We start from the raw sequence: 25,150 nt of genomic DNA, 5'->3' as shown, positions 1-25,150 counted from the left end.
ACGATATGACCGACTCCCCGTTTTTTTTATGTTTTATCTTTTACCGGAAAGACGAGAAATCCGAAAAGTCTATGGAAACAAGAGAGAGACCGAACGTCGTCAAACCGTGGATGCGCACCTGTGAAGAGATTGCGCGCCTGCTGGATGTGGATATTGAAAAAGGACTGACCGAAGATGAAGTCGAGCGACGGCTGGAGCGATTTGGGCACAATCGGCTGACGGAGATGAAAAAGCGGGGCGTCCTCTCGATATTCTTCGCCCAGTTTAAAAGCCTCATCGTCCTGCTCCTTTTGGGCGCCCTGGTTTTGTCCGTGGTGTTGGGGGACACAATTGAGGCGGTGGCCATACTGGTGGTGATTCTCATCAACGCCGCCATCGGTTTTTTTACGGAGCTCCAGGCGGTTCGCTCCATGGAGGCCCTCAAGGAGATGGGGAGTGTCAGCGCCCGGGTGCTCCGCGGCGGTGGGATATACGAGGTGCCGGCGGAACACCTGGTCCCCGGGGATATCGTGGTGATGGAAGGCGGAGATGTGGTGAACGCCGATATCAGGCTCACAAAGGCCTCCAAGCTCATGGTTCAAGAGGCCGCCCTGACCGGGGAATCCGTGCCGGTGGACAAGGGTGTCGGACAGATTTCTGATCCGGACGGCGGCGGTGATATGCCGCTGGCGGAGCGTTCGAGCATGCTCTTCAAGGGGACGTCGATCACCCGGGGATCGGCCCGGGGCATTGTGGTGTTTACCGGCATGGATACCGAGCTGGGGAGGATATCATCCCTGGTGGAGGAGGCCGAGGATGAGATCACACCCCTGGAGGATCGCTTGGATAGATTGGGCCATAAGCTCATCTGGGTGACCCTGGGCGTTGCGGCGACAGTCATCATCAGCGGTATTGTGACCGGCAAGGAGCTGTTTCTCATGGTGGAGACCGGCATTGCCCTGGCCGTGGCCGCCATCCCCGAGGGCCTTCCCATCGTGGCCACCATCGCCCTGGCCCGGGGGATGTTTCGCATGGCAAAAAGAAACGCCATAATCAACCGGCTCTCCGCTGTGGAAACCCTGGGGGCCACGGGTGTCATCTGTACCGACAAAACCGGCACCCTGACCGAAAACCTGATGACGGTGACCCACTATTCCCTGCCCACGGGAGATATCACGGTGACCGGCGGAGAGGTGATTCAGGACGGGAGATTTATGCGAAACGGTGAAACGATTTCCCCATCGAGCGACGCAGTGCTGCGCCAGGCCCTGGAAACCGGGGTGCTGTGCAACAATGCATCATTGGTTTTTGATGACAAGGAATCGGACGAGGAGATGACGTCGGTGGGAGATCCCCTGGAGGCGGCGCTCCTGGTGGCCGCGGCAAAGGGGAATATTCACAGAGAGGATCTCCTGAAGCTGGGACCGGAGGTCCGGGAGGAGGCGTTTGATTCCGACGTGAAAATGATGGCCGTCTACCACCGGCGAAACGGCGGGTGCTTGGTGTCCGTCAAGGGGGCGCCGGAGCCGGTGCTCTCGGTCAGCAGCCGGATCATCTTGGAAAACGGAATCGTCCCGTTTGGGGAGGACTCCCGGGACGAATGGGAGGAGCGCTGCCGGAAAATGGCGGAAGACGGATTTCGGGTCCTGGCCCTGGCGCTCAAGGAAATCCCCGACGAAAGAGAGGAGCCGTACAGTGACCTGATGTTCGTGGGGCTGGTGGGGTTGTTAGATCCTCCCCGGGACGACGTGGCGCATGCCATCTCCCGCTGCCGCGATGCCGGCATCAAGGTGGTGATGGTCACCGGGGACCAGCCGGTGACGGCCCGGAACATCGGCCTGGAAGTGGGACTGGTGGACGATGACGACGCCGAGGTCATCCACGGCGGCGACCTGAAGCATGTCTCCGAGATGAGCGACGCGGAGCGCCGGCGGCTTTTGGACGTGTCCATCTTTGCTCGGGTGACGCCCAAACAGAAGCTGGACCTTATCGATCTTCATCAGAAGAACGACCGGATCGTTGCGATGACCGGGGACGGCGTCAACGACGCCCCGGCCCTGAAAGAGGCGGACATCGGTATCGCTATGGGACAGCGGGGCACGCAGGTCGCCCGGGAGGCAGCGGACATGGTGCTCAAGGACGACGCCTTCTCGACCATCGTATCCGCCGTGGAACAGGGCAGGGTGATTTTCAACAACATCAGAAAGTTCGTCGTGTATATCCTGACCTGTAATATCAGCGAGATCATGGTGATCTTCTTCGCATCGCTGGTCAAGGCGCCGTTGCCGCTCTTGCCGCTGCAGATTCTCTTTATCAACCTGGTGACCGATGTCTTTCCCGCCCTGGCGCTGGGGGTGGGGGAGGGGGATCCGTCTGTGATGAAGTATCCCCCCCGGGATTCGAAGGAACAGATAATTGCAGGAAGACATTGGCGGTCCGTATTCGGTTACGGCTTTATTATGACGATCTCGGTGCTCGGTGCCTTCGCCCTGGCCCTGACCCGGCTTGATATGAGCGAATCACAGGCGGTCACGGTGTCGTTTCTAACCTTGGGCATTTCCCAGCTCTGGTATATATTCAACATGAGTTCCCACGGGACGATTTTCTCCAAAAACGATATCACGATGAATCCGTATGTCTGGGGCGCCCTGGTGCTGTCGGCGGGACTGATGTTCATTGCGGTATACCTGCCGGTGTTGTCGCTTGTGCTCCAAACGACACCGCCGGGCACGATTGGGTGGCTGGTTATCATCGGCGCAAGCCTCATTCCCATGCTGGTGGGGCAGCTCATCAAGATATTTTCCGGCATCAGGAAATAGTACATGTACTTCGGGGTGGAGTGAACGATTCGCCCCGTTTCTTTTTGCACACAAAAGGGCGTATCGACATGACCTCATCCATTTCCTACCGGCCCATCGGCGTTATCCATTCTCCCCTGACCGCCCCGGGAGGGGGGCCGCCTCAGGGAGTCTTCGCCCCGGATATTGAGGGCAATGTTGAGGTGTTTCCGGAGTTTTCGAAGGGATTGACCGACATCGGGGGATTTTCACACCTCTATCTCCTGTACCATTTTCATCTCGCCGGAAAGGCCGAGCTTTTGAAGAAGCCCTTTCTGGACGATACGCCTCGAGGTATTTTCGCCATTCGATATTTCAACCGCCCCAATCCGATCGGGCTCTCCGTGGTGCGGCTTATGGAAATATCCGGTCCATCGGAGAATATCCTGCGGGTGAGTGAGCTTGACATCCTGGACGGTACCCCGCTCCTCGATATCAAGCCGGTGGTCCCGGCATTTGATTATCGGAAGGACGTCCGAATCGGCTGGTTGGAGGGGAAACTTTTCGAAGACCGGTGAGTTGACTCCATTATAGTGTCGAAAGCATTGCTTCCCCCCATTTTTTTCTTTGCAGCTTCGGGCGATATCAACACTCCCATCGAGTTTCTCCTGAAACAGTTTTAATACCGATACAACCGTAAATAAATAGTCTATAAAGATTTTTTTATTTTCTTTGAGATGTATACAAACTATGATATATGAATTAAAATACCGGATAGAATATCTCATACTGTGTATACGAAATTCATCTGTTTCCGGCGGCGAGGCGCAACTATGGAATGGGAGGTGTGTCGTCTCAACCTTCACTCTACTGGAGGGGGGTATTATACCTGTTACCTGTCGGCGTAATGCATTAAGAACTTTGTCGTATGGATTCCACTCATGTCCTCATTATCGAAGATGACTCTTGGCATGTTCGATATCTCACGGACCTTCTTATAAATTCCGGTTTCAATACATATTCGGTGAACAGCTCCAGGAAGCTGTCGTCCGGTCTGTCGCGATTGGATCGCGGCGGTGTTGACGTGGTGCTCCTGGATCTGAACCTGCCGGACAGCGAGGGGCTGGACACACTCTACAAGGTTCTGGCATCCAATGATGAGGTCCCGGTGGTCATTTACACGGCGGTGGATGACAACCGCGTGGCTCTGGAGGCGATCAAGGAGGGTGCCGAGGACTATCTTACCAAGGGTCACGTGGATGGGGCGCTCCTTTCCCGGTCGATCCAAAGCGCCATCGAAAGAAAAAAATCCCAGCGGCGGCTTGTGGAAATACAGGATGATTTAAAGCTCCAGATGGAAGAGCAGACGATGAGACTGCAACAGGTTAACGAGGAGCTGAGAATTGAAATTGCGGAGCGAAAACTCGCCGAGGATAAAATGCGGTTTCAGAGCGAGCGCGCCCGAATGTTTCTCGATATTACCCATGTAATCATCGTACAAGTCAATGAACGTGCGGAAATCGTACTCGTCAACAAGAAGGGATGCGACGTTTTGGGATACTCCGAAGAGGAGCTGCTGGGGAAAAAAATCGTCGATCTGTTGTTTCCGGCCGAGGAGAGAGAATTGGCCCTGAACTGGTTTGATCGGATTATGTCCGGGGAAATTGAGGGCGTTCAATCACTGGAATCAATTTTCACCACACCTTCCGGACAGCAGTGCATCATCAGATGGACGTATTCTCCCATAAAAAACGATCGGGGTTTTATTTCTGGGGTTTTGGGTTCGGGGGAGGATGTCACCGAACAAAAGAGGCTGGAACGATGGCTAATTGCGTCATCCCAAATAGAAGCCGTCAATAGGCTGACCAGCGGCATCGCAAATGATTTCAACAACATCATCGCCACCATAATCGGTTACGCGTCCCATCTAAAGTCTCGGGTTAGAGGAGATCATTATACTTGTGAGGAGATGCAATCCATCGAGGACGCAGCCATTAGGGCATCGGAGCTGACCGCTCAGCTTATCTCATTTTCAACCCCTGAGGGGATAACGAACAGGCCGGTTGATATCAATTGGATTATCAGGGCGGTGCATGAAAGCATCAACGGCGCCGTTGAAAAAAGCCATACCGTGACCCTGGATCTCCAACAGGACATGAAGAGCGTCGAGGGTGACGCCCGGCAACTTCGCCGGATGATCCTGCATCTGCTTTTCAATGCCCGGGACGCCATGCCCGATGGAGGAACCATTACCATCAAAACCGCTCAGAGAATAGTGGAAACGGAAATTGACGGTTCACACATGACAATCCCCCCCGGAGAATACTGCTCCATTATTATCACCGACGAGGGAGAGGGGATGGACTCTGAATCGATTAAGAAGCTCTTTGAGAGATCTGATACCGCATTCCCGGGCAGGGACGGCACCAGGTTGGAGATGAGCACCGTATATGATATCGTCATGGAACATAACGGTTTTATACATGTTTCAAGTAAGCCCGGTATGGGAACAACTATCTCAATCTACCTTCACGCCATCCACCGGGATGAAGAAGATTCTTCCGTGGAGGAGGAGAAAGAGATCGGCGGTACCGAAACGATCCTTGTCATCGATAACGAACCGGAGTTTTCATGGATGCTCAAGGGTATCTTGGGGGATTACGGATATACCATGTTGATTGCCAGATCGGCCGGGGAGGGTCTCGAAATATATCGAGAAAAACGGGATCGTATTGATGTGGTGATGTTGGATATCATCATGCCCGATATCGGAGGGGAGGCCGTTTTGCAGGATATTCTGAAAGATAATCCCGATGCCAGTATTCTTACAATGAGTGGGCATACGGACGAATTGTGGCACCGAGAGTTGATCAAAATGGGAGCGGCGGATTTTATCAAAAAACCCTTCGACGTGACAACGCTTTTGAGGAAGATCAGGATACTGGCATCCAGAGAAAGAGCCGATAAATGAATCGATCATGTTCAGTGAATCGGTTTTTTTATATTAACGTTCCCGGAGATAAAAAGGAATACTCCACGTAATAGTATTAAAATACGCACATGGCATGAAAAAAAGCTTTTCGTTTTTTTAATTTCGAGTGATAATAGCGCGGTGAAAGTGTGTGCCGTTTCCTATGACATTGATTCAAGGAGAGTAATTATATGAAGTGGACGCATATACTGTCCGTTTTCCTGGCGCTTTTCCTGGTCCTGTCTATTATCGGGTGCGCCCGGAACGAGCAACCCGCCGCCGGTGGTGGGGATGAGTCCGGAGGCTCGGTTGACGGGACGTCCCTGGATAAGGTCGTAGCGGTTATATACGCCATCGAGCCTCAGTTCGAGGATGCCGGCCCATTTTCCGAGGGTCTCGCCCCGATATTCAGCACGGAGGCGGGGGAATTATGGGGTTATATTGACACCACGGGAACCGTAGTAATCGAGCCGAAATTCGACGCTGAGGGTCTGTTTGGCGAGGGTCTGGCGCCTGTGAGGGTTGATCGTCAATGGGGATATATCAACGCAGCCGGTGAAATGGTTATCGAACCGATGTACGCCACCGCATGGACCTTTGCCGACGGATTGGCGCCGGTGGGGGGCGGTGTGATGTGGGGGTATATCGATACCGAGGGCGATGTCGCCATCTCTCCGACATACACCGACGCGTTTCGATTTTCGGAAGGTATGGCGGCGGTGAGAATGGCCGAGGGGATTACCAAGAAATGGGTGTTTATCAACACCGACGGAAGCGTGGCGATCGACGGCGATTTTACCTTTATCGATAGCTTTTCAGATGGGTTGGCGGCCGTGTACGTTGAAGATCGATGGGGATACATCAATCAAACCGGCGATTTCGTTATCAAGCCGACGTTTGAGGACGCATACAGTTTTACCGAGGGACTGGCCCAGGTCTATCAAGACGGCGGGTATGTTTTTATCGACAATAAAGCCAACGTGGTTATCAAGTCCGAGGATGTCCCATTCGATAACGCGGGCCTTTTTCGCGAGGGACTCTCACCCATCCAGGTGGGAGAACTCTGGGGATACATGAACACTTCGGGTGATGTCATCATCGAGCCGCAGTTTGAGGAGGCATATTCCTTCAGCGACGGCCTGGGTCTGATAAAACTTGAAGGACGCTACGGATACATCCAGAATCCCCTGAAGTCTTCCGGTGGTGATTAAAAGAGATCCCTCTTATTGTGAAGAGTGAAACCCGCTGAATCGGCGGGTTTTTTTGTGGGAGGGACAGAGCCTCCGGAACGAGGAAGGGTCTGGAATGTACGTGATATCACGGGATCAGGCGGAGATGGTGCTCTTTTTCCGGTGCCGCCTCACAAACAGGTAGATTCCGCACGCGCCGCCGCCCAGAAGCCCCACCCACCGGGAAAGAAGATTCATCGCCGAAAAAGCTGTCTCGGTCAGTTTAAAAACGAATTGCCCGTTTTCAAAAAAAGTAATAATATGCCAGGGCACTGATCCCGTGAGAAGGCCGATGAATTTTCCCAGGAGCTGAAGGAGGGCCGAGATCACGACGAACGCCATGGCCACCGCCACCATCCCGATGATTGCCGATATAATCGCTCCCACGACGATCACGGGAAAGAAAGAGAGCGTTTCCAGCGGTTTCTTCATGCCGATTGTCCTCCTCCTGACTCATGAATACCGGGGGTCTGTTTGTCACCCAGGCCGTACTATCTCACGAGGCGTCCTCAACCGGCGACACATCCAATACGCTCACGGTTTGGAATCCACCGAGTGCTGGGGCTTCCTATCGACTCGTTCTGCGAAGGCTGTGTGTGGGCCTTTGGTTGGAATGATTGCAGTGACAGCCGTCGAAAAATCCGTAACTCAAGCAGATGTGTGATTTCGTGGAACGGTGACCGTCGGAAAGATCGTGGCGGTGAACATGCTTGTGAAAAACGAAAAACGCTCCGAGCCTTTTTGGTGGGCCGCCTTTGCTGGTGATGAAATATCGGTGGTCCGAGATAAAACACCATTTTTTAGACGGCATTCTCTATTCGAACGAGACGGTTCCCTCGTGTACGCCCGGGGACTCGAAATTGAAGGGTTTCATGGAACGTCCGCTGTCATGGGGCTTTTGCCTCAAAATTATCAACTGGGACATGTTTTTCGGCGATTTCATGTTTTATGAGAACGCTTTTCGATGATTCGTTGTGCGAGCTTGAGGATATCCTTGATATCTTCCAGGTCGTCCTTCGTAAGTTTGTTTAGATCCTTGAAACCCTCAAACACCTGGACCAGCTCGGGATCATCAATATCCGGTAAAATGATTCGTATGCCGTCGGAAGAGAAATCTCCGGTCTCCTCTTGTATCACATCATATACATCCTCCTCGTCGGATGGTATGTGTGAATCAACGGGCCGATAGTTTTCATTTTGCTCCAGAAAAACACCCAAGGGGAAATTCAGTATCTGCGAGATATTTCGAATATTTTCCAAAGTAATCCTGCGTTCGCCGCTTTCCCACCGACTGATGGCAGATTTTTTCACCCCCAAAAGCTCGCCCAGTTCTTCCTGGGTGAGGCCCTTTTTCTGGCGCATCAGGCGGATGAATTCCCCGTCATTCATAGGGATATCGTACAGGGAAGTTGCCCCATTGTCAACTGTTTAAAAAAACGTGAAATAAACGGAAGAAACGCAGAAAATATTACCGTTTTCGGGAACTATTAAAAGCCGAGTGTTCCCATTTGGACAACATTGTGGGAAATTGGTGTTGACATTATGGAAACTTTAGTGTAGCGTTGATAAAAAACTAAAAAGGAGACTCATCATGTTCAATCCTGAATGCTATCTGCCCACGAACAGATATTTCCACATGTACGAGAAAGCCCTTGAAGAGTTGCCTGATGTTGATTTATGGATATGGCTGATGTATCGCCGCGGCATGAACCAGACGTGGATTGCCGACAGATTGGGCTTGACACAGTCGGCAATCAGTCACCGCATAAAAAAAATTGATGTGTACTTCAAAAAACGAATCAGTGGCGTACCTACAGGTAGGACTATGCGTATTAAAAGTGTTTAATAATTTTGTTTGACAACATTTCAGAGTTTAAGATACAATAACATACTACAGTAAAACAGTGTGAAATGAAAAAAATCACGCCACATATCCACAGGGCGATGTTACTTATCATCGCCCTGTCCATCATTCTGGTCACACCACTCGAGGCCCGGGCGGGGAGTTGGTTCGAGGACTGGAAGGATACGATTATCTACTATCACGACCTGTTGGAAAAACTTATCTTTCTCCCCGAGCTTCCCCCGGTCCGGGAAAAAGTTGATATCCTTGTGCTGGGCCTTGACGGCCGCAGGGGCCAAACCCACAGGCGGGCCGACGCCATCCATTGCTTTACGCTGTATCCCTATGAAGGGCGTATCGTCATCACCTCGATACCCCGGGGTACCATGAGCGAAAAGATCGCCGAGGGAAAGGAGATAATCGCCGAAACCTATTCCGTGGGCGGAAGGGAATTGACCATAGAATCCGTTGAGGAATATCTGGATCTCGTGGTCGATTATTACGTCATCGTCGGTTTTTCCGAGGCGGAGGCCCTGTTTGAAAAGCTCGGATATGACGGCGAAAAGACACTGCAGGTGCTTCGTTCCCGGAAGGCATACGGCATCGGCGATCCCCAACGGTCACACAACCAGGCATTGTTCATGGCCAACGAGATTATGCGCAACTATCCCCACTTCAAGGAATATCCCACCTTGGGTCGGGCGCTCTTGTTCGTCGCCAGTGAAATCGTCGAGACGGACATGCCGTTCGAGGTGATGGTACAGATATCGGATCTCTATCTGGAAAACGGCATTACCGAAATGAAGTTGAAGATGAAGCCCGCCGACTACGAGAGCCTTGTCACGGACGTCGTCATTACACCGGACACGATCGATACTGTGCTCAAGGAACAGAAAAAGCGGCTTGAGGAGTGCGAGGAGGCCATGAAGGATATCGAGGAGAGTGAGGAGAGCGATGAGCCGCCCATGTCCCAGTATCTGGCGGGTATTATCGGGTATTACACGCGATATCTGGGGAAAGACGATCGGACGATTATCTCAAAAAACCTCACAAAATATGAGCAACACCTGTGGTATCAGGTGAATAGCGATCAGCTCTCGGAACGACTCCACTTCGAGTTCATGGAGCTGTTATATCAGGCATATTTTAACCTGGGAGAATATGACAACGCCCGGGCCATTGCCCAGTCTTTTATGAACGAACGGTCGCTGGACCTCATAAACACCGAATACAAGGAACGTGTGGGCGAGATGATCACCGCCTGTGAGGAGAAACTGTATGCTGGTTCGACGACACCATAGTATCACATCATCTATCGCCGCTCATCCGCCGACGTGCTTTCGTCGTATCGTGGATTCGGTTCTCATTCTGATCGCGCTCCTGTTTTTGCTTTCCGGGTGTGTTTCGCTGGATGGTATCGGGAGGGTGGACAATTCACTGGTGGAGGATGAACTCCTTCGCTACGGCCTGAATGTGGGAGAGGCGGCGAATCCCTACGTCGGGGCCGATATCATAAATCATGCAAGCCTTCCCTTCGATACGATGGGGATCGATTTTCCCTTCTACCGCACGTCATTCTGGGATGAGTTTGAGCCCCGGGATTTTGAGATACTGGACACCGACGACGAGAAGCCGAATTGCCTGGGGGGGCTTCAACTCAACTATTATAAGTGGATCTATCACCTGTCGGGGGAATTCGGGTATGCAAATCCGATGGAAATGCTCTATTATGGGAAGGTCTTCACCGCGGTGAAAAGGGGTGATGTGACCATGAAGCGGGCGGGGAGCCTCTCCGTTGCCATGAAGCAGACCCTCAAACGGGATTTCTACTCCTTCTTCGACTACATGAGCCTCAACTACGCGGAGTTTTCATGGATCGCCTTCGAGCGCATGTATGATAAGCGCTGGGTGGTGGCCATGAAGTACGACGAGGAGACGGGGCTTGACGGCTTCAATTTCTGGGTCGAGAACAAGGATGAGCTTCCCATTCGCGTTCGGCTGCCGATGGTGGGGAGCTTCGGCTACATCCCTCGGGAGGGGGACATCGTGGTCGGGTTGTATAACCAGACCAATTATCCCCGGCACTACATCAGCCATATCCTCTTCTGTGTTCAAGGAGGGGACGATCCGCTTTTCGCCGAGCAGTTCGAGCGCCACGCCTATTTTAAACCCTTTTCCCTTTTGATGGACGAGGAGTTCGATTACGGGTTCGAGGCGATCCTACGCCCATTCTATCCGGTGGACCCTGAGAAATTTGATGAATTCGTCTCCACGGATCTATCGGCCTATAACGAGCCGATACCCGACGGCTCCATCTTTCTCGCTCCCAAGAAGTTGGTGCAGTCATATCTGAGTGATGCCATGAAACAGACCGATGTGTACGAAGCGGAGGAGTAAGCGGAAATCGGCGTGAATGAATGTTTCACATCCCGCAACGCAGTGAAAATAACAAAAAAGACATTTCTGCCGTTCATAATACTGTTGTTCGCTCTTTTTTGTCCTGTGTCGAATCTCTTCGGCGGCGATTGCATCATCGAAACCGCCGACGGTGTTCTTATCATCGGCGGGGATTGTTACTGGGAGGGGAACTGGCTCTATTTCAAGATAAAAGGCGACGATACCTTTACCCTCTATTCCTACCCCGGCGAATTCATATCAGAGGTGCAATTTTCCGATCCCGGCTCCCACTACCGGGGTCTCGATGTTCCCCTGGATGATGAATTCGATTACGAACATATCGGCCTGAGAGGCGACGAAGTTGACCAGATCTGGGAAATATCCCGGGCTATGGCGGAGTTCTATTACGATCAAGGCATCGATCCGACGGTCACCGAGCTTGCTGGATACGTCCAGGAATATTTTCTTGCCTACCACGGTATCTACTACTCCCATACCCAGATTCGCTGGGTGATCGAGATCGAATCGAAGCGGGAATGAAAGACAACTGAGCCCGTCCCGACACCTCACGATGATGCGGATTTGAAAGAGTAATCAGAATTCTAAGGAGTCGTTTTCGATGATCGAGGAGTCCAGGTTTCGTGTCAGAAACGTGACACGGAAGGGGAGGTGCATGAATCGGGCGTGTGATGAGACGACGAATCCCCGCCGCCGATACCAGGCCTCCAGACGTGTGTCGTCGGCGATGATGCCGACCTGAGCCGTTTTCGCCCCTCGCTGTTTCGCCTCATCCAGGGCTTGTTGGATGAGTGCGCTCCCCCCGCCGCGATGCTGCGCGTTCGGCATGACCGCAAGCCGGGTCAGGTAGCAGATGCCCGCCTCCTTTCCCCGTTTTACACCCACGCAGCCTGTGGGGATTTCGTCCCGAACAAGCATTAAATAGCTGTCCCCGTCGGCCATGTCTTCTTCTATCCAGCGGTCTGTGCAGAAGGACGGGTGTGTGGGGCAGGTTCGGCGGGTGATCTCGAATCGTATCGCCACCGGGGCGAATGACCGGCGGATGATATTCGTGAGCACCCCAACATCCCGTTCATCCGCAGGGCGTATGGAAAATTTGGATCCATCCGTGATGTCGTTCATTACGATTCCTTCTCTGGAACGATTCGGTTCATCGGTTTGACCCCGGCGCCGGATCGGGGAAGTCGGAGAGCGGGATGATCTCCGTGTTCGGAAAGTAGAAGAGCACGATCTCCTCTGCGGTAAAGCCGGATCGTGCAAGCTCCATCGCCCCCCACTGGCTCAATCCCACACCGTGCCCTAATCCCTTGCCGGAAAAGACATACTCGCCACCGTTGATCGTAAGGTCGAAAAGGGTGCTTTTAAGGCAACCCCATCCATATTCCCTTCCCACTGCGATGCGAAGCTCCTCTCCGGATACGGTGCGGTTCTCATCCCCCGATAGAAGTATCCTCATCGCCCGGTTTGATGGATCCCGCTCGGAAATGGAGACGGAGCGATATGCACCCCCGAATGATGCAGACAGCATGTCGAGCAGCTCATCTTGGTCCACTCGCCATTCCCATGATCGATGGGGGCTTCCCGCCGAAAGATCGCGACCCCGGTAGACTTCCGAAACGGGTACAAGATACGGAATATCCGGGCCGCCCCAGACGTATTTCGGGGAGGTGGTCATACCACCGGCACAGGCGTGGTAGAATACCGTCGCCGGCTCCCCTCCGTATGTTACGATCAGCCCTTCGGTCTTCTTTATCGCGCGGACCGCGGCGGGGGTTTCCTCATCCGCCCCGCTGTAGCTCTGGCAGTGGGTCAGGTCGCACAGGTCGGCGGTTTCGTGACTCTTCATGTGGGTCAAAACCCAGGTTCGGGAGATAATGGCTTGGGCCATCAACGCCTCCTCGTCAATTCCCCCCATCTCGCCTGCGACAACCGAAGCCAGATAGTCGGAAAGAGATACCCTGTTGATGATGATCGGTCCCGCTTCGTTACAGGTAACGGTGATATCCCCCCGGTAGGAGCGGGTGAGGGAAGACTCCTTGATGAATACGGTGATGGGCATTTCGGGGGCGAGGGGAGTGAATATAGCCCGCCCGCTCGGAATGATGGTCGTTCTATCATCCATTGTCAAGATAAGTCCCTCCGAGGTTGAAGAGATGGTGACGGAACCGGATGATGGTGTGACGGTTGAGCCGGTGGTTATGTTCAGACCTTCAGCGGAAGAGAGGGTGAATCGATCACACACATGTTTTTCGAGGATGTGGACGGTGAGTAGTATCTCATCGGCCCGGACGCGGGGAACCGGAAGGAAAAGGAGGACACAAACGACGGTCGCGAGCATCCGAAAACGACGGCAGTGAGCTCTGCTGATCATATAACAATTCTCATAGTCATGCCTCTATTTGTACCCGAAAAGGTTTCTTTTCGCAAGATATACCTGATATATCCCGTGACGTCTTGATATTTGACTTGACGTTTTGCTCATCTTGTATATCATGAGCATGAAAACCACTCATCGGGGAGGTGTCATGATCGATTACAAGAAGATTCTGGTAGCGGTGGATGGATCGAGCTGTTCCAGTCGGGCGGCGACTACCGCGGTGGGAATCGCCAAGCGATTCGACGCAGAGCTGCATACGCTGTTCGTGGTGTCCGAGCTGGTGGTGGACGCTCTGCGTAGCACCGGAAAGGGCGATGTGAAGGAATTCCAGGAGAGCATCAAGCGGGACGGCAGAAAGTATTTCTATGACATCAAAGACCAGGCGAAAGAGGCCGGCGTCAGCATGGTTGAGGTTATTAAGGATGGATTCCCCTCGGATGAAATCGTCACGTATGCGAAGAAGAAAAAGATCGATCTAATCGTCATGGGGACCCACGGCAGGCCAAAGGACGGCGGCAGGACCAGGGGCCTGATCGGCAGTGTGGCAAACAGGGTCATTCACCTGGCCGAGTGCCCCGTGTTGGTGGTCCAGTGATCGTATGAGCCCTTCCCGGGTCGTCAATCTTTTTCTGAAGCGGTTTGTGGCCTCATCCCTGGAGCCGTTTTTCCGGCGTATCGAGGCGACGCCAGGTTATTCGGCCCATAGCGCCGTGCTTTCCCCCTTTGACGAAGCCGCAGCCAAGCGTACTCGTTGTATGCTGGACGCGGCGTATCGCGAGGCGCTGGAAGACCTGCCGGACACGGTATTCCCTCGTCCGACGAGCCACAGATCAGGTACGGGTGGGTTCTCCGCCCGGGATATCCTGGCCGATACCGCCTGTCGGTACGACAAGGGGTTTCACCGTCGCTGTCGCATCGCCGGTGCGTTCATTTCCCGCCATATCTTCACCCACCGTGACATCAAAATCCCCTTCTCCGAACGCACCGAGCGGGAGGCGTCCCGCATCGATAGAATCGCCGGTTTCGACGGCCCGGTCCTCTATCTCCCCAACTATCATTCCCACCTGGACAGTCTCGCCATCGCCGTCTACCTTGACGTCATGGGTCTTTCGCTTCCCTGTTCGGCGATCGGCAACCTGTTGATGCCCACGCCGGGGGTTGAGGACGCCCTCAAGCGGCTGATGTGTATAAAAATTACAAAAGATCTGTTGTGGAGCGCACACAGGGAGGAATATGAGGAGATACTGGCCCGATACGCCGCTGCGATCATGAACCAGGGGGCGTCCCTGGTAGTCCATGCCGAGGCGTCCCGGTATACCACCAGGAGCATAGACGGCACCCTCCGGGCGACCATACCGGAGTGGATTCTCACAGCCCTCATGTCATGCGGGCGGGATGTTCTGGTGGTGCCCCTTTCGGCGTCCTATTTTCGGGTACCCGAAGATCGATCGCTGGTATACCGCTCACCGCTGATGGGGATTTTGACTCCCCGGGACCGCGGGGTGGCTGTTCCCGTGCGTGAGTATCTCCGGTTCGGCCGAGACTATGGCGATCGACTTTTTCAGGCCCTCCTGGAATCGGTGACCGGCGTTTTCGGCAGGGCATATGTGGTCCCGGGGGAGCCGTTTTTGGCCGGGGAGCTCCAAACGCCTGCGGGCGATCGCCCGGCGTTCGAGCGGAAAATCGTCCGCCGGGTAATGGAGGATATCGCCGTCAACAAACGGATATTCCCGGTTCACGTGGCGGTGGGGGAGCTGCTTCGAGGCGGACCCCGGACGATGAAGGAGCTTGCCTCCGAGGTCGGGCGGAAACAGGTCCGCATCGATGAGTTCTGTCAAAGGTACTATCATCAATCTCCCAGCTTCGACAACGCCTTTCAGGGGGACATGGCCCGGAACCTCACGATGGAGTTGGAACCTCTCGTGAAGAGGAAAATCGTCGGGAAAAGCCCCTGGCCACCCAGAAGATATTGGGTGCGGGATATTCGGCTTGGCCGTTTTTACGCCAACCAGGCGGACGTCCGTGTGTATGCGGCGAAGGCCCGCTACAATATTACGATGGTCAACGCCGGGGCCTTCGGCTACACCCTCACGGCACACCTGGGAAGAAAATTTGAAGAACATCCTCAATTTGTTGATTACGGGCTGATCCTCTATGATGCCAGGGAAAGGTTGATGGAGGCCATCAGCGAGACCAGGAGTCACCCGGACTTTTTCGAGGGAAGCATTCTCCCCCGAGTTGTGCACGTGGAGACGGACCTGGCGGCGGCTGTGCGGGACGCCGACGTGGTGATCATCGCCACGCCCAGTCATCATTTTCGAGCGGCGGTTCGCGGCGTACTCCGGGAGCACGAGGGGGCCCTTATCCTGTTGATCGCCACCAAAGGCTTCGAGGCTGAAACGGCGCTTTTGCCTGTGGAGATGGCGTGGGAGGAGACGGAGCGGCTGGGCAGACGAAACGTCCGGCTGGCGGTGCTCTCCGGGGCGAACCTCGCCAGCGAGATAATGGAGGGAAAGCTCACCGTCACCCAGATCGCCGCGGAGGATATCGATGTCCTCGATACCCTGGTGGGGCTTTTTGAGACGCCGCTGTTTTTGGTGGATACCAGCAACGACGTGACCGGCGTGCAGCTCGCCGCGGCCATGAAAAACGTATACGCCATCGCCTACGGCATATGCGACGGAGCCAAGGACTCATCGGTGAATTTCACCGCCGCCCTGGTGACACGGATATCCAGGGAGGTGGGGCGATTGGGCCGGGCGATGGGGGCGAGGGATGAGACCTTCGGATCCACCGGACAGGCGTGGATGGCGGATTTTTTGGCCACCGCCCGGGGGGGCCGAAACAGTCAGTTCGGCAGATCCCTCACGAAGACCGGCGTTGCCGGGGCGCTGGCCCAGTTTCGCCGGGCGAAGAAGAACGTGGAAGGGTACCAGGCGGTGCGGGCCGCATTGGTCCTATCCGAGCGCTACAAGGTGGATCTTCCCATCGTGAGGATTCTGGCCGATATACTCTTCGATGGGGGAATGGTCGATCCCCTGCGATTTCTCGAAAGAGAACCGGGGAGCGCTCAATCGTATACGGGCGACGATAAAACCTAACAGGTCGTCGAATACCCGCTTTTTGTTCGGCGGGTTGACGGAGATATCCTCTGTCGGTCGGCCCCAGAGATGGATTTTTTCGGGTGCGTTTTCGGCGTATGTGCCTCTTAAGTCACGGCTTCGGCCTGACTCACCCGACCGTTCATTCCCCCATTCGGGAACGGCTTCTTTCGATTTTAGAAAGCGTCTGAGTGACCCGGAAGGCGGCGTAGCAAAAAAATAGGAGTCATATATAGGACAGTACTTTAATTTTCTCTCAGCATGTAGTATAATAAAGTCTTTTTTGGTCTCATGCGGCAGGTTATCTTCTCATGCAGAGTTTCTTTCGACCCGAGAGCGTGGCGGTGGTTGGTGCGACGGCGAATTCGGTTAAGGGCGGCTATCACATTTTCAATAACCTGAAAACCTACTACGGCGGCCGGGTCTATCCGGTCAATCCGAACTATGATGAAATAGGCGGGCATACCTGCTACCGGTCGGTATCGGACCTTCCGGAGGCGGTGGAGCTGGTGATACTCTTCATCCCGGCGGGTCTCGTTCCGTCGACGGTGACGGAATGCGCTGAACTGGGCATACGGAGAATACAGATTCAGGCCGCCGGCTTCGCGGAAGTAGGGGCGGACGGCGAAGCGCTGGCCCAAAAAGTCCTCGCAATCGCGAAGAAACACGACATCCGGGTGTGGGGCCCCAATTGCACCGGTTCCGTCAGCGCCCGGGATTTCTTTTTCGCCCCCTTCATGCCGGCACCGGATCTCAACGAAAAGCTCATCCCCGGCCCTGTGAGCGTCATCGCTCAGAGCGGCATGCTGGCAGGCGGATTCCTCGTCCAGATGCTTGACGGAGAGTACTTCGGCATCGACAAGGTGGCGGCCATCGGGAACAAGATGGATATCGACGAGGTCGATATCCTGAAGTTCCTGGCCGAAGAGGACGACACGAGGGTGATTCTCATGTACCTGGAATCAATCTCCCGGGGAAGGGAGTTCATGGAGATCGCCAGAAAGCTCTCCGGGAAGAAGCATCTGGTGCTCCTCAAGGCGGGCCGCACCGAACAATCTCGGGCGGCGGCGCTTTCCCATACCGGGTCACTGGCGGGGAATGAGCCGCTGGTAGCCGGCGCCCTCGCCCAATCGGGGGTGATTCGTGTGTGTGATTTCATGGAGATGATACACGTGGGTCAGGCCCTGGCCACCCTTCCGGTTCCCGCCGGCGGGCGGCGGGTGGCGGTGATCACCGTGACCGGCGGCGGCGGAATCGTATCGACCGACCTTTTGAGCGACTGGGACCTTGAAGTGCCGGATCTGGCTCCGGAAACTATATCGGCCCTCCAGGAGATATTTCCCCCCTGGATGCCTCCGAAGAACCCGGTGGATCTGTGGCCCACAATGGAGATTCGGGGCATCAATGAGGCCTTCGAGCTGGTGGTCCCGGTGGTGATGCGGGACCCGAACATCGATGCGGTACTCCTGCTTCCCTTCGCATCTCCCTTCGTTCAAACCCAGAAAGTGGATATCTTCACCCGGGCCATGAAGGAGACAAAAAAGCCGATCGTCTCCTGGGTGTTCGGCTTCCCGTCCCTGTTTGAAACATTCGAGGGGACCATGCGGGCCGCGGGTATCCCGGTCTTTCGGCAGCTTTCCCAGGCGGCGAAGGTGTTGGCGTCCCTTCGCACACCGGGTGTTACGTGATATGGGCATCCTGAAATTTTCACTCATCGCCCTGGTGTTGATTCTTCTCATCAGGCGAAAATTCGACCTGGGTCTGTCGCTTGCCTTTTCGGCGCTTTTACTTTCCGTGCTCTACTGGACGAATCCGGTAGATATCGCCCTCATCTTCGGAAGGACCGTGATCAGTCCCATGGCGGTTCTGATCCTGATCGCCGTGATGATGATCATCAATCTGAGCGAGTTGATGAAGCGGGCGGGCAGAATCAAGACGATGGTGTCGTCACTTCGCACCATGCTGGGGGATCCCAGGGGCGTGGTAACGCTGGTGCCGGCCATGATCGGCCTGTTGCCGATTATCGGCGGTGCGATGATCTCCGCGCCGATGGTAGAGGAGGCATCGGACGAGCTTAAATTAAACGCGTCCAGGAAGACATTTCTCAATTACTGGTTCCGACACCTCTGGGAGTATATTTTCCCCACGTATCCCGGCGTCATCTTTTCCGCCGCCATCCTTGGCATCACTTTCACCGATGTGGCGGTGGCGAACATGCCGCTCTCATTCGCGGCCATCGCCGGAGGACTCTATTTCGGTCTGAAAGGGATAAAATATAAAAAAACCGACGGCGACGGAAAAGTCACCCGGAAGCTTGCGACAGACTTCATTGCGAGCGCCATGCCGCTGATTGTCGTCATATCGGCGGTATTGATCTTCAAAACGGAGTCGATCATCCCGTCCCTCCTGATACTGGTGACGAGCCTTTTGATCGTCTTCTTCTTTTCGGCCCTGCTCTATCGAATCGGCATCGCCGAAGTCTGGGAGATCATTAAGACCAATTTCTCGTGGAAATTTGTAACCCTCGTGATGGGGATATTGATTTTCAAGGAGGTCCTGGAGGTCACCGACGCCGTTACGGAAATCGCGATGGACATGAATCGGCTGGGGATTCCGACATTGCTGGTGTTGATGGTTCTCCCCTTCGTCATCGGCATTTCCACGGGCATGACCATGGCGTATGTCGGCATTACCTTTCCCATCCTCATGCCGTTTTTCGATGCGGCAGAGTTCCCGATGGTGGCATTCATGTTGGCGTATGCGGGAGGATATGCGGGTGTGCTGCTGTCCCCGGTGCACCTCTGCCTGGTGCTGACGACGGAATACTTCCATGCCGATCTCGGCGCCGTCTACCGCGAGATCATCAAGCCGGTGGCGGCGATGCTGCTTGTGGCGGTGGCTGCATATCTTGTGCTCAACGTTTTTTTCTAAGACATGCCCGCGGTTTTCTTCCGCAAACCTGGGGGGACCGCTCTTTCTTCGGTCTGTGCGGGCTTGCATTCCCGCACAGTCGTGATTATCCTATTTCATATGGTACGCAAGAAAACCATCGAGTGAGAGCGTACGGGGGACGATGTTTCCCGTGCGCCGGGAAGGACGCATGCCGTGAAAGCGATATGGAACGATACACTGCTCGCAGAGAGCGATAAAACGATAGTGGTAGAGGGCATTCACTATTTCCCTCCCGATTCCATCAACCGGCAATACCTTAAAGAGAGCGACAGGCGCACGACCTGTCTCTGGAAGGGAGAAGCGTACTATTACACCATAGAGGCGGGCGGCGGAATGCATGAGGACGGGGCCTGGTACTATCCCGATCCGAAACAGGAGGCGAGGCCTATTAAAGATTACGTTGCCTTCTCTGGGGATGTGGGGATTGTCAAGTAGAATACCCCTGAATGAGGGGCGGTAAAAACGGGCGGCGGATGCCGCCCGTTTTTACGTGTTACGCTTCGCCCTTCGATGAGATATATTCAAGCGCCCGATCGATCCGTTCGGTCACCCGTTTCCTTCCCAGGACATCGATGATCTCGTATATCCCGGGGCTGACGGTGGTGCCGGTGAGGGCCACCCTGAGCGGTTGGGCGATCTTTCCCAGCTTCAGATCAAAGCGCTCCAGCACACGATTGAACGCCGATTCAATATTCGCGGCGCTCCAGTCTGAAAGGGCCGAAAGCTCGCCCTTGATCTCCTGCAGAGGTGCGGTGACAGACGCCTTCAGGAATTTGTCCGCGCCCTTTTCGTCGTAGGTGACCCCGTCCGTAAAGTAAAAATCCCCCATGTCCGCCATCTCGACCAGGGTTTTCGCCCGCTCCTGGAGGGTTTCGACGGCCCGGGCGAGCCACGCGGCATCGAGCCCCTCGTATCCCCGGTCGGAGAGGATCGGGACGATATCACGGGCGATACGGGTCGGATCCGCCTGGCGGATGTAATGGCCGTTGAGCCACTCCAGCTTTTCCGGGTTGAAGACGCCCGCTGATTTTCCCACGTCCTCCACGGTGAATGCCTCTTTCAACTCCTCGATGCTGAAAATCTCCTGATCGCCGTGGCTCCAACCCAGCCGAACCAGGTAATTCACCAGGGCCTCCGGGAGGTAGCCCATCTGTCGATATTCCGTGGTGGAAAGTGCGCCGTGACGCTTAGAGAGTTTTTTGTGATCAGAGCCGAAGATCATCGGTACATGGGCGAAGGCGGGAACGGTGTATCCCAGGGCCTGGAATATGAGTATCTGTCGGGGGGTATTGTTGATGTGGTCGTCTCCCCGAATGACATGGGTGATGTTCATGTCGGTGTCGTCCACCACGACGGTGAAGTTATAGGTGGGAGAGCCGTCGGATCTCCTGATGATGAGGTCGTCAAGCTCGCGGTTTTCGAAGATGATCTTCCCCTTAATCAGGTCCGTGAACTCGGTGACGCCGCTTTCCGGCGAGTGAAACCGCACCACGTAGGGCTCCTCCCGATGGGGGAGGTCCTTCCCCCGGCAGGTGCCGTCGTATTTCGGCTTTTCTCCCCGCTTCATCGCCGCATCCCTTTTTTCCTCCAGCTCCTCGGGGGTGCAGTAGCATCGATACGCCTTTTTTTCGGAAAGCAGCCTGCCTATCGCCTCTTGGTAGCAATCGTCCCTCTGACTTTGGTAAAAAGGTCCTTCATCCCAGTCCATCCCGAGCCAGGTGAGGCTGTCCAGAATCGCCTCGGTATATTCATCCCGGGAGCGCTCTCTGTCCGTATCCTCAATGCGCAAGATGAACGTCCCCCCCATACGGCGGGCGTAGAGCCAGTTGAAAAGAGATGTGCGGGCGCCGCCTATATGCAGGTGTCCCGTCGGGCTGGGGGCGAATCTGACACGTACTGTTTCCATGAATACCTCTGTTGCCGAGTGTCGTGTTGTATGTGAAATACCTGGTGAACGAAGCCTTCTTCTTTTTCCCTCAGGGGTATTAACACAGCACGGGCCTTTTGTCAACCGGAGAGGTTCGAAATAAAGATGTTCAAATATATTTATATAATTCATAATCAATATCCGATGCAAGTACAATTGAGATCTTACGGAACCACACGGGAGGAGACATGCACTCAGACGGTTTGTCCGCGACTACCCTGAATTTCGCCATCGATTACGAGCGCGCCCTTATGCAGCTGGATGATACGGATCTGTGGGTTTGGTTGATGTACCGTAGGGGATACACCCAGGAGTGGATCGGAGAACGCTTGGGGGTGAGCCAGTCGGATATCGCCTATCACCTGAGCCAGATCGTGTCAGAACTCGGCAGGAGGCTTCATGACGATCCGGTCCACTGATAAAAAGAATACGCACACCGGCGGGGAACATGATCTCCCCTCCAAATCGAAACATACAGGGAAACAGACATCCCCGACACACAAAAAGGGTGGTACTGATTGGACCCGGGATGTGCTCGATGCCATCATTCGGGAGGCGAAGGGAGGGAGCGTGAAGCACCAGGAGTTGTTTTTGAAATACAGACAGCATTTCAATGCCTCCGATGGAGATGAAGATTTGACAGAGATTGTGTACGAGGCACGATTCGTCGATGATACAACGAAGGATCCTGAAGATATATAAGCCCCATCCGGGCCAGCAGGTGCTTCATGCGTCCCGGGCGCGGTTTCGGGTGGCGGCCTGCGGCAGACGCTGGGGCAAAACCGTCGCCTCCACCGCGGAGATTGTTAAACACGCCTGGGAGGAGCCGGGGTCACTTTCCTTCTGGGTGGCGCCGGTGTATCGGCAGAGTTCCATCGCGTTCGACTTGGTGAGGAACGGTCTCTCCGGTGACGTTGTGAAGACAATCAGTAGGGAAAATCGCCGGATCGTCCTGGCGAACGGCTCGATTATCGAGTTCAGGAGCGCACATCTCGCCGACACATTGAGGGGTTTCGGCGTAGATTTCCTGGTCGTGGATGAGACCGCCTTTCTTCCCCGAGGGCTCTGGGAGGAGGTGCTGCGTCCCACTTTGGCCGATCGGCACGGAAGGGCGCTGTTGGTGGGAACTCCCAAGGGCAAAAACTGGTTTTACGGCCTTTTCGCCCGGGGGCGGGACAACAAAGAAGAAAACTGGGCGTCGTTTTGTTTTCCCACCGAGAGCAACCCGAACATCTCGAAAGACGAGATCGAAGAAGCCCAGAGGACGCTTCCCGACCGGGTGTTTCGCCAGGAATACCAGGCTCGGTTTGTGGAAGACGGCGCCGGGGTGTTTTCACACGTGCATGACGCCGTGCGGGCCAATCTCGCCGATCCATCACCCGGGAGAAGATACATCGGCGGTCTGGATGTGGCCCGCCTGCAGGATTACACGGTGCTGGTGATATTGGACGATGAGGGAGCCCTCGTCTATTTTGATCGCTTCAGGAGGACGAGCTGGGGCGTGATGAAGAGCCGGGTGGCGGGGGCGGTGAAAAAATATCACAACGCGATCGTGTGGATGGACTCCACCGGCGTCGGCGACCCGATCTTCGAGGATCTGAGGAGAATGGACCTGACCGTGAGGGGGGTTACCTTTTCGGCCAGGAACAAGGAGGCGATCATCGAGCACCTGGCGCTGGGTCTGGAGGGGGGACACATCACGCTCGCGCCGATCCCGGAATTGATCGATGAGCTCATGCTTTTTGAGGGAAGCATTACCACAGGCGGGGGTGTGCGCTATGGGGCGCCCCCCGGCGGCCATGATGACTGCGTGATCGCCCTGGGACTCGCGTGGTGGGGGATGCGGGGCGGGCGGATTTCCGGGGCGGATTTTGAACATATCGGATTCTGAGAACGAATTAGACGAAGGGAGATCGAGTATGCTGGCAAAGGCAAAGTTCACCGACGGAGAGATGCGGACCTATTCCATGGTGAAGAGAGTCGCCTGCCGCGGGGAGTATGTGATCATCAAGAGGAAGGGCGGACGGCGGGTGGTCCTTCCGGGGCGGGAGCTCCGCTGGCTGCAGCTGGGTAAGGAGCATCGGGTCTATCAGAAGGACTTTGGCAAGGATGTGTCGTTGTAATCGAAACTTTTTTCATGTGGATGGGGGGGCAGATGAATCGGGATGACATAAAAAGATATCTTGACTTCTATAACGGGAACAAGGAGGGAATCTTCGGCCATTTTACGGCCCGGCGGGTGTCGAGCGATATCCCCAGGGACGATCGGTTTTCCATCATCGATTTTTACTTTCAAAACGACATCCGGGTCATCCAGGATGTCCGTATCAACTTCACGCCGTCCCGGTTTGACGTGTCGGCGGCGCGTTCGGATACCGGTGAAATCCACACAGGCTTAACCGGTGAGGTGCGTCGGTGGCTTCGCTCCCGGAATTTCGGCGGCGGCCGCAGTTTCTGGGAGGCACTGCCCGGCTATCTCAGGACCCACGAAAACTACGGCACGCTCTTTCTGAAGCTCTTCGTCAGGAATGGGCGAATATCGGTCCAGAAGATGGAGACCCGGGACGTGGAGGTGGTGACCGACGAGCGGAATTACCTGGATGTGAAGCGATATGTGTTTTCCTGGGAGGAGACCCACGACCTGGAGGAAGGCGGCGAAAGGACGGTCGCGATGCGGGAGGAGATCGACGGCTTGGGGTATCGGCGGTATGCCGACGGGAAGCTCATCAGTGATGACGCCCACAATTTCGGTTTCATCCCGGTGGTGAAGATCATCCGGGAGGAGGTGGAGGGTTCCCCGTACGGGAAGTCCGGCATCGCCGATCTCATCGAGGCCCAGCAGAACGTCAACATGGCCCTGACGAAGAGGGCCTGGGCCACCAAGTACAATTCGTTTCGGGTCTGGGCGCCGAAGGAGGCGGGTTTTATAGAGCAGGGCACGACCATCCGGGTCTCCCCAGGGTCCCTCTCCCCCATCCCCATCGAGGCGGTGGGCGGAGACGTGGACCTGACCTCGGTGGAGCGGGAGGTGGACGACGCCCTGGACCACCTCTATCGGCTGGGGTCGGTGCCCCGCCGCCTGAAAGACGACATGGCCAGGGCCGCCACCTCGGCCAAGGCCCTCAACGCCATGCTGGAGAGCCTCAAGCGTTATACCGAGACGAAGCTGGTGTATCTCGGTCGGGGATTCGAAGAGCTGATGGAAAAATATCTCCTCATCAAATACGGCACAGACGCCTTCGAGGTGACGGTGGAATTTCCCTCTCTGGACCGGGAGGACCCGGATTATGTGCTGAGCCGGGCCCGGTTCCTGGCGGAGAGCGGGCACCTGCCGGCGGCGCTTTTGGAATTGGGGTGTGAGACCGAGGCGAAAAAGGCGAAAGATAAGGGGGGTGAGGGGGATGTGGGCCCGTCCGTGAGGGATTGTGAAATAATCGATGGGGATTGATGTCTGTTTGTACCGATTCAACCGGCCGCATTGTTCTGTGCGTTTCGGATCATATGACGCGCGTACAGGCGAACGAGGAGGGGAGAACATTCAGAGGATAAAATGATACGGACGTGTATCCGGGGAGGGGT

Annotated in this window: 23 protein-coding genes; 18 read left to right on the top strand and 5 right to left on the bottom strand. The window is 55.1% G+C overall.

Features of this window, described 5'->3' with window-relative positions; genetic code table 11:
• Positions 1-71 precede the first annotated feature (71 nt).
• From JW885_09395 to JW885_09380, 4 genes are all read left to right on the top strand, one after another.
• Positions 72-2,798, top strand: a complete 2,727-nt coding sequence (locus JW885_09395; protein ID MBN1882375.1) for a cation-transporting P-type ATPase — start codon at positions 72-74, stop codon at positions 2,796-2,798.
• Between the two features lie 68 nt (positions 2,799-2,866).
• The gene (gene tsaA, locus JW885_09390; protein MBN1882374.1) at positions 2,867-3,334 is read left to right on the top strand and encodes a tRNA (N6-threonylcarbamoyladenosine(37)-N6)-methyltransferase TrmO; all 468 of its coding nucleotides are present in this window, start codon (positions 2,867-2,869) and stop codon (positions 3,332-3,334) included.
• Between the two features lie 350 nt (positions 3,335-3,684).
• Positions 3,685-5,727 carry a response regulator gene (locus tag JW885_09385; GenBank protein ID MBN1882373.1) on the top strand — a complete coding sequence of 681 codons (2,043 nt, stop codon included), beginning with the start codon at positions 3,685-3,687 and terminating at the stop codon, positions 5,725-5,727.
• A gap of 191 nt (positions 5,728-5,918) precedes the next feature.
• Positions 5,919-6,938 carry a WG repeat-containing protein gene (locus JW885_09380; GenBank protein ID MBN1882372.1) on the top strand — a complete coding sequence of 340 codons (1,020 nt, stop codon included), beginning with the start codon at positions 5,919-5,921 and terminating at the stop codon, positions 6,936-6,938.
• 114 nt (positions 6,939-7,052) lie between these two features.
• On the opposite strand, the gene JW885_09375 is transcribed toward JW885_09380, so the two are convergent.
• On the bottom strand, positions 7,053-7,388 hold the full coding sequence (locus JW885_09375; protein MBN1882371.1) for a hypothetical protein: 336 nt from the start codon (positions 7,386-7,388) through the stop codon (positions 7,053-7,055).
• 507 nt (positions 7,389-7,895) lie between these two features.
• Positions 7,896-8,345 carry a helix-turn-helix domain-containing protein gene (locus JW885_09370; GenBank protein ID MBN1882370.1) on the bottom strand — a complete coding sequence of 150 codons (450 nt, stop codon included), beginning with the start codon at positions 8,343-8,345 and terminating at the stop codon, positions 7,896-7,898.
• A gap of 202 nt (positions 8,346-8,547) precedes the next feature.
• On the opposite strand from JW885_09370, the gene JW885_09365 reads away from it, so the two are divergent.
• The 4 genes from JW885_09365 to JW885_09350 all read left to right on the top strand — a co-directional run bounded on the left by JW885_09365 (position 8,548) and on the right by JW885_09350 (position 11,736).
• Positions 8,548-8,802 (top strand): hypothetical protein, encoded by a 255-nt coding sequence (locus tag JW885_09365; GenBank protein MBN1882369.1) that lies wholly within the window; start codon positions 8,548-8,550, stop codon positions 8,800-8,802.
• Positions 8,803-8,867: 65 nt separating this feature from the next.
• Complete coding sequence (locus JW885_09360) at positions 8,868-10,100, top strand: LCP family protein (GenBank protein ID MBN1882368.1); 1,233 nt, start codon at positions 8,868-8,870, stop codon at positions 10,098-10,100.
• Positions 10,078-11,196 carry a hypothetical protein gene (locus JW885_09355; protein MBN1882367.1) on the top strand — a complete coding sequence of 373 codons (1,119 nt, stop codon included), beginning with the start codon at positions 10,078-10,080 and terminating at the stop codon, positions 11,194-11,196. The genes JW885_09360 and JW885_09355 overlap by 23 nt, the downstream gene beginning before the upstream one ends.
• 12 nt (positions 11,197-11,208) lie before the next feature.
• A complete protein-coding gene (locus JW885_09350; protein MBN1882366.1) occupies positions 11,209-11,736 on the top strand; it encodes a hypothetical protein in 528 nt (175 codons plus the stop codon).
• A gap of 54 nt (positions 11,737-11,790) precedes the next feature.
• Here the strand turns inward: JW885_09350 and JW885_09345 are convergent, their stop codons facing one another.
• Positions 11,791-12,336 carry a GNAT family N-acetyltransferase gene (locus tag JW885_09345; protein MBN1882365.1) on the bottom strand — a complete coding sequence of 182 codons (546 nt, stop codon included), beginning with the start codon at positions 12,334-12,336 and terminating at the stop codon, positions 11,791-11,793.
• 28 nt (positions 12,337-12,364) lie between these two features.
• Positions 12,365-13,585 (bottom strand): SpoIID/LytB domain-containing protein, encoded by a 1,221-nt coding sequence (locus tag JW885_09340; protein MBN1882364.1) that lies wholly within the window; start codon positions 13,583-13,585, stop codon positions 12,365-12,367.
• A 154-nt stretch (positions 13,586-13,739) separates the two neighbouring features.
• Between JW885_09340 and JW885_09335 the strand changes: the two genes are divergently transcribed.
• The 5 genes from JW885_09335 (at position 13,740) to JW885_09315 (ending at position 20,079) form a co-directional block, all read left to right on the top strand.
• Complete coding sequence (locus JW885_09335) at positions 13,740-14,186, top strand: universal stress protein (GenBank protein MBN1882363.1); 447 nt, start codon at positions 13,740-13,742, stop codon at positions 14,184-14,186.
• A 4-nt stretch (positions 14,187-14,190) separates the two neighbouring features.
• Positions 14,191-16,692 (top strand): hypothetical protein, encoded by a 2,502-nt coding sequence (locus JW885_09330; GenBank protein ID MBN1882362.1) that lies wholly within the window; start codon positions 14,191-14,193, stop codon positions 16,690-16,692.
• Between the two features lie 311 nt (positions 16,693-17,003).
• On the top strand, positions 17,004-18,380 hold the full coding sequence (locus tag JW885_09325) for a CoA-binding protein (GenBank protein ID MBN1882361.1): 1,377 nt from the start codon (positions 17,004-17,006) through the stop codon (positions 18,378-18,380).
• 1 nt (position 18,381) lies between these two features.
• Entirely contained in the window at positions 18,382-19,623 is a 1,242-nt protein-coding gene (locus JW885_09320; GenBank protein ID MBN1882360.1) for a DUF401 family protein, read from the top strand.
• A gap of 174 nt (positions 19,624-19,797) precedes the next feature.
• Entirely contained in the window at positions 19,798-20,079 is a 282-nt protein-coding gene (locus JW885_09315) for a DUF427 domain-containing protein (protein ID MBN1882359.1), read from the top strand.
• A gap of 58 nt (positions 20,080-20,137) precedes the next feature.
• On the opposite strand, the gene gltX is transcribed toward JW885_09315, so the two are convergent.
• Positions 20,138-21,550 carry a glutamate--tRNA ligase gene (gene gltX / locus JW885_09310; GenBank protein ID MBN1882358.1) on the bottom strand — a complete coding sequence of 471 codons (1,413 nt, stop codon included), beginning with the start codon at positions 21,548-21,550 and terminating at the stop codon, positions 20,138-20,140.
• A 209-nt stretch (positions 21,551-21,759) separates the two neighbouring features.
• Here gltX and JW885_09305 point away from each other — a divergent pair, with 209 nt between their 5' ends.
• The 5 genes from JW885_09305 to JW885_09285 are packed head-to-tail and all read left to right on the top strand — an operon-like array spanning position 21,760 to position 25,019.
• Positions 21,760-21,990, top strand: a complete 231-nt coding sequence (locus JW885_09305) for a hypothetical protein (GenBank protein ID MBN1882357.1) — start codon at positions 21,760-21,762, stop codon at positions 21,988-21,990.
• Positions 21,971-22,273, top strand: a complete 303-nt coding sequence (locus JW885_09300; GenBank protein ID MBN1882356.1) for a hypothetical protein — start codon at positions 21,971-21,973, stop codon at positions 22,271-22,273. Before JW885_09305 ends, JW885_09300 begins: the two co-directional genes overlap by 20 nt.
• Entirely contained in the window at positions 22,242-23,462 is a 1,221-nt protein-coding gene (locus JW885_09295; GenBank protein MBN1882355.1) for a terminase family protein, read from the top strand. Before JW885_09300 ends, JW885_09295 begins: the two co-directional genes overlap by 32 nt.
• A gap of 28 nt (positions 23,463-23,490) precedes the next feature.
• Positions 23,491-23,694, top strand: coding sequence for a hypothetical protein (locus JW885_09290; GenBank protein MBN1882354.1), 204 nt, complete (start codon positions 23,491-23,493; stop codon positions 23,692-23,694).
• 32 nt (positions 23,695-23,726) lie between these two features.
• Positions 23,727-25,019 (top strand): phage portal protein, encoded by a 1,293-nt coding sequence (locus JW885_09285; GenBank protein MBN1882353.1) that lies wholly within the window; start codon positions 23,727-23,729, stop codon positions 25,017-25,019.
• Positions 25,020-25,150: the final 131 nt, after the last annotated feature.

The organism is Candidatus Zymogenaceae bacterium (assembly GCA_016931225.1).
In the GTDB taxonomy this organism is placed as follows: domain Bacteria; phylum Desulfobacterota; class Zymogenia; order Zymogenales; family Zymogenaceae; genus JAFGFE01.
Note: the sequence above shows the minus strand (reverse complement) of the source record. Positions and strands in the feature narration are given on the sequence as shown.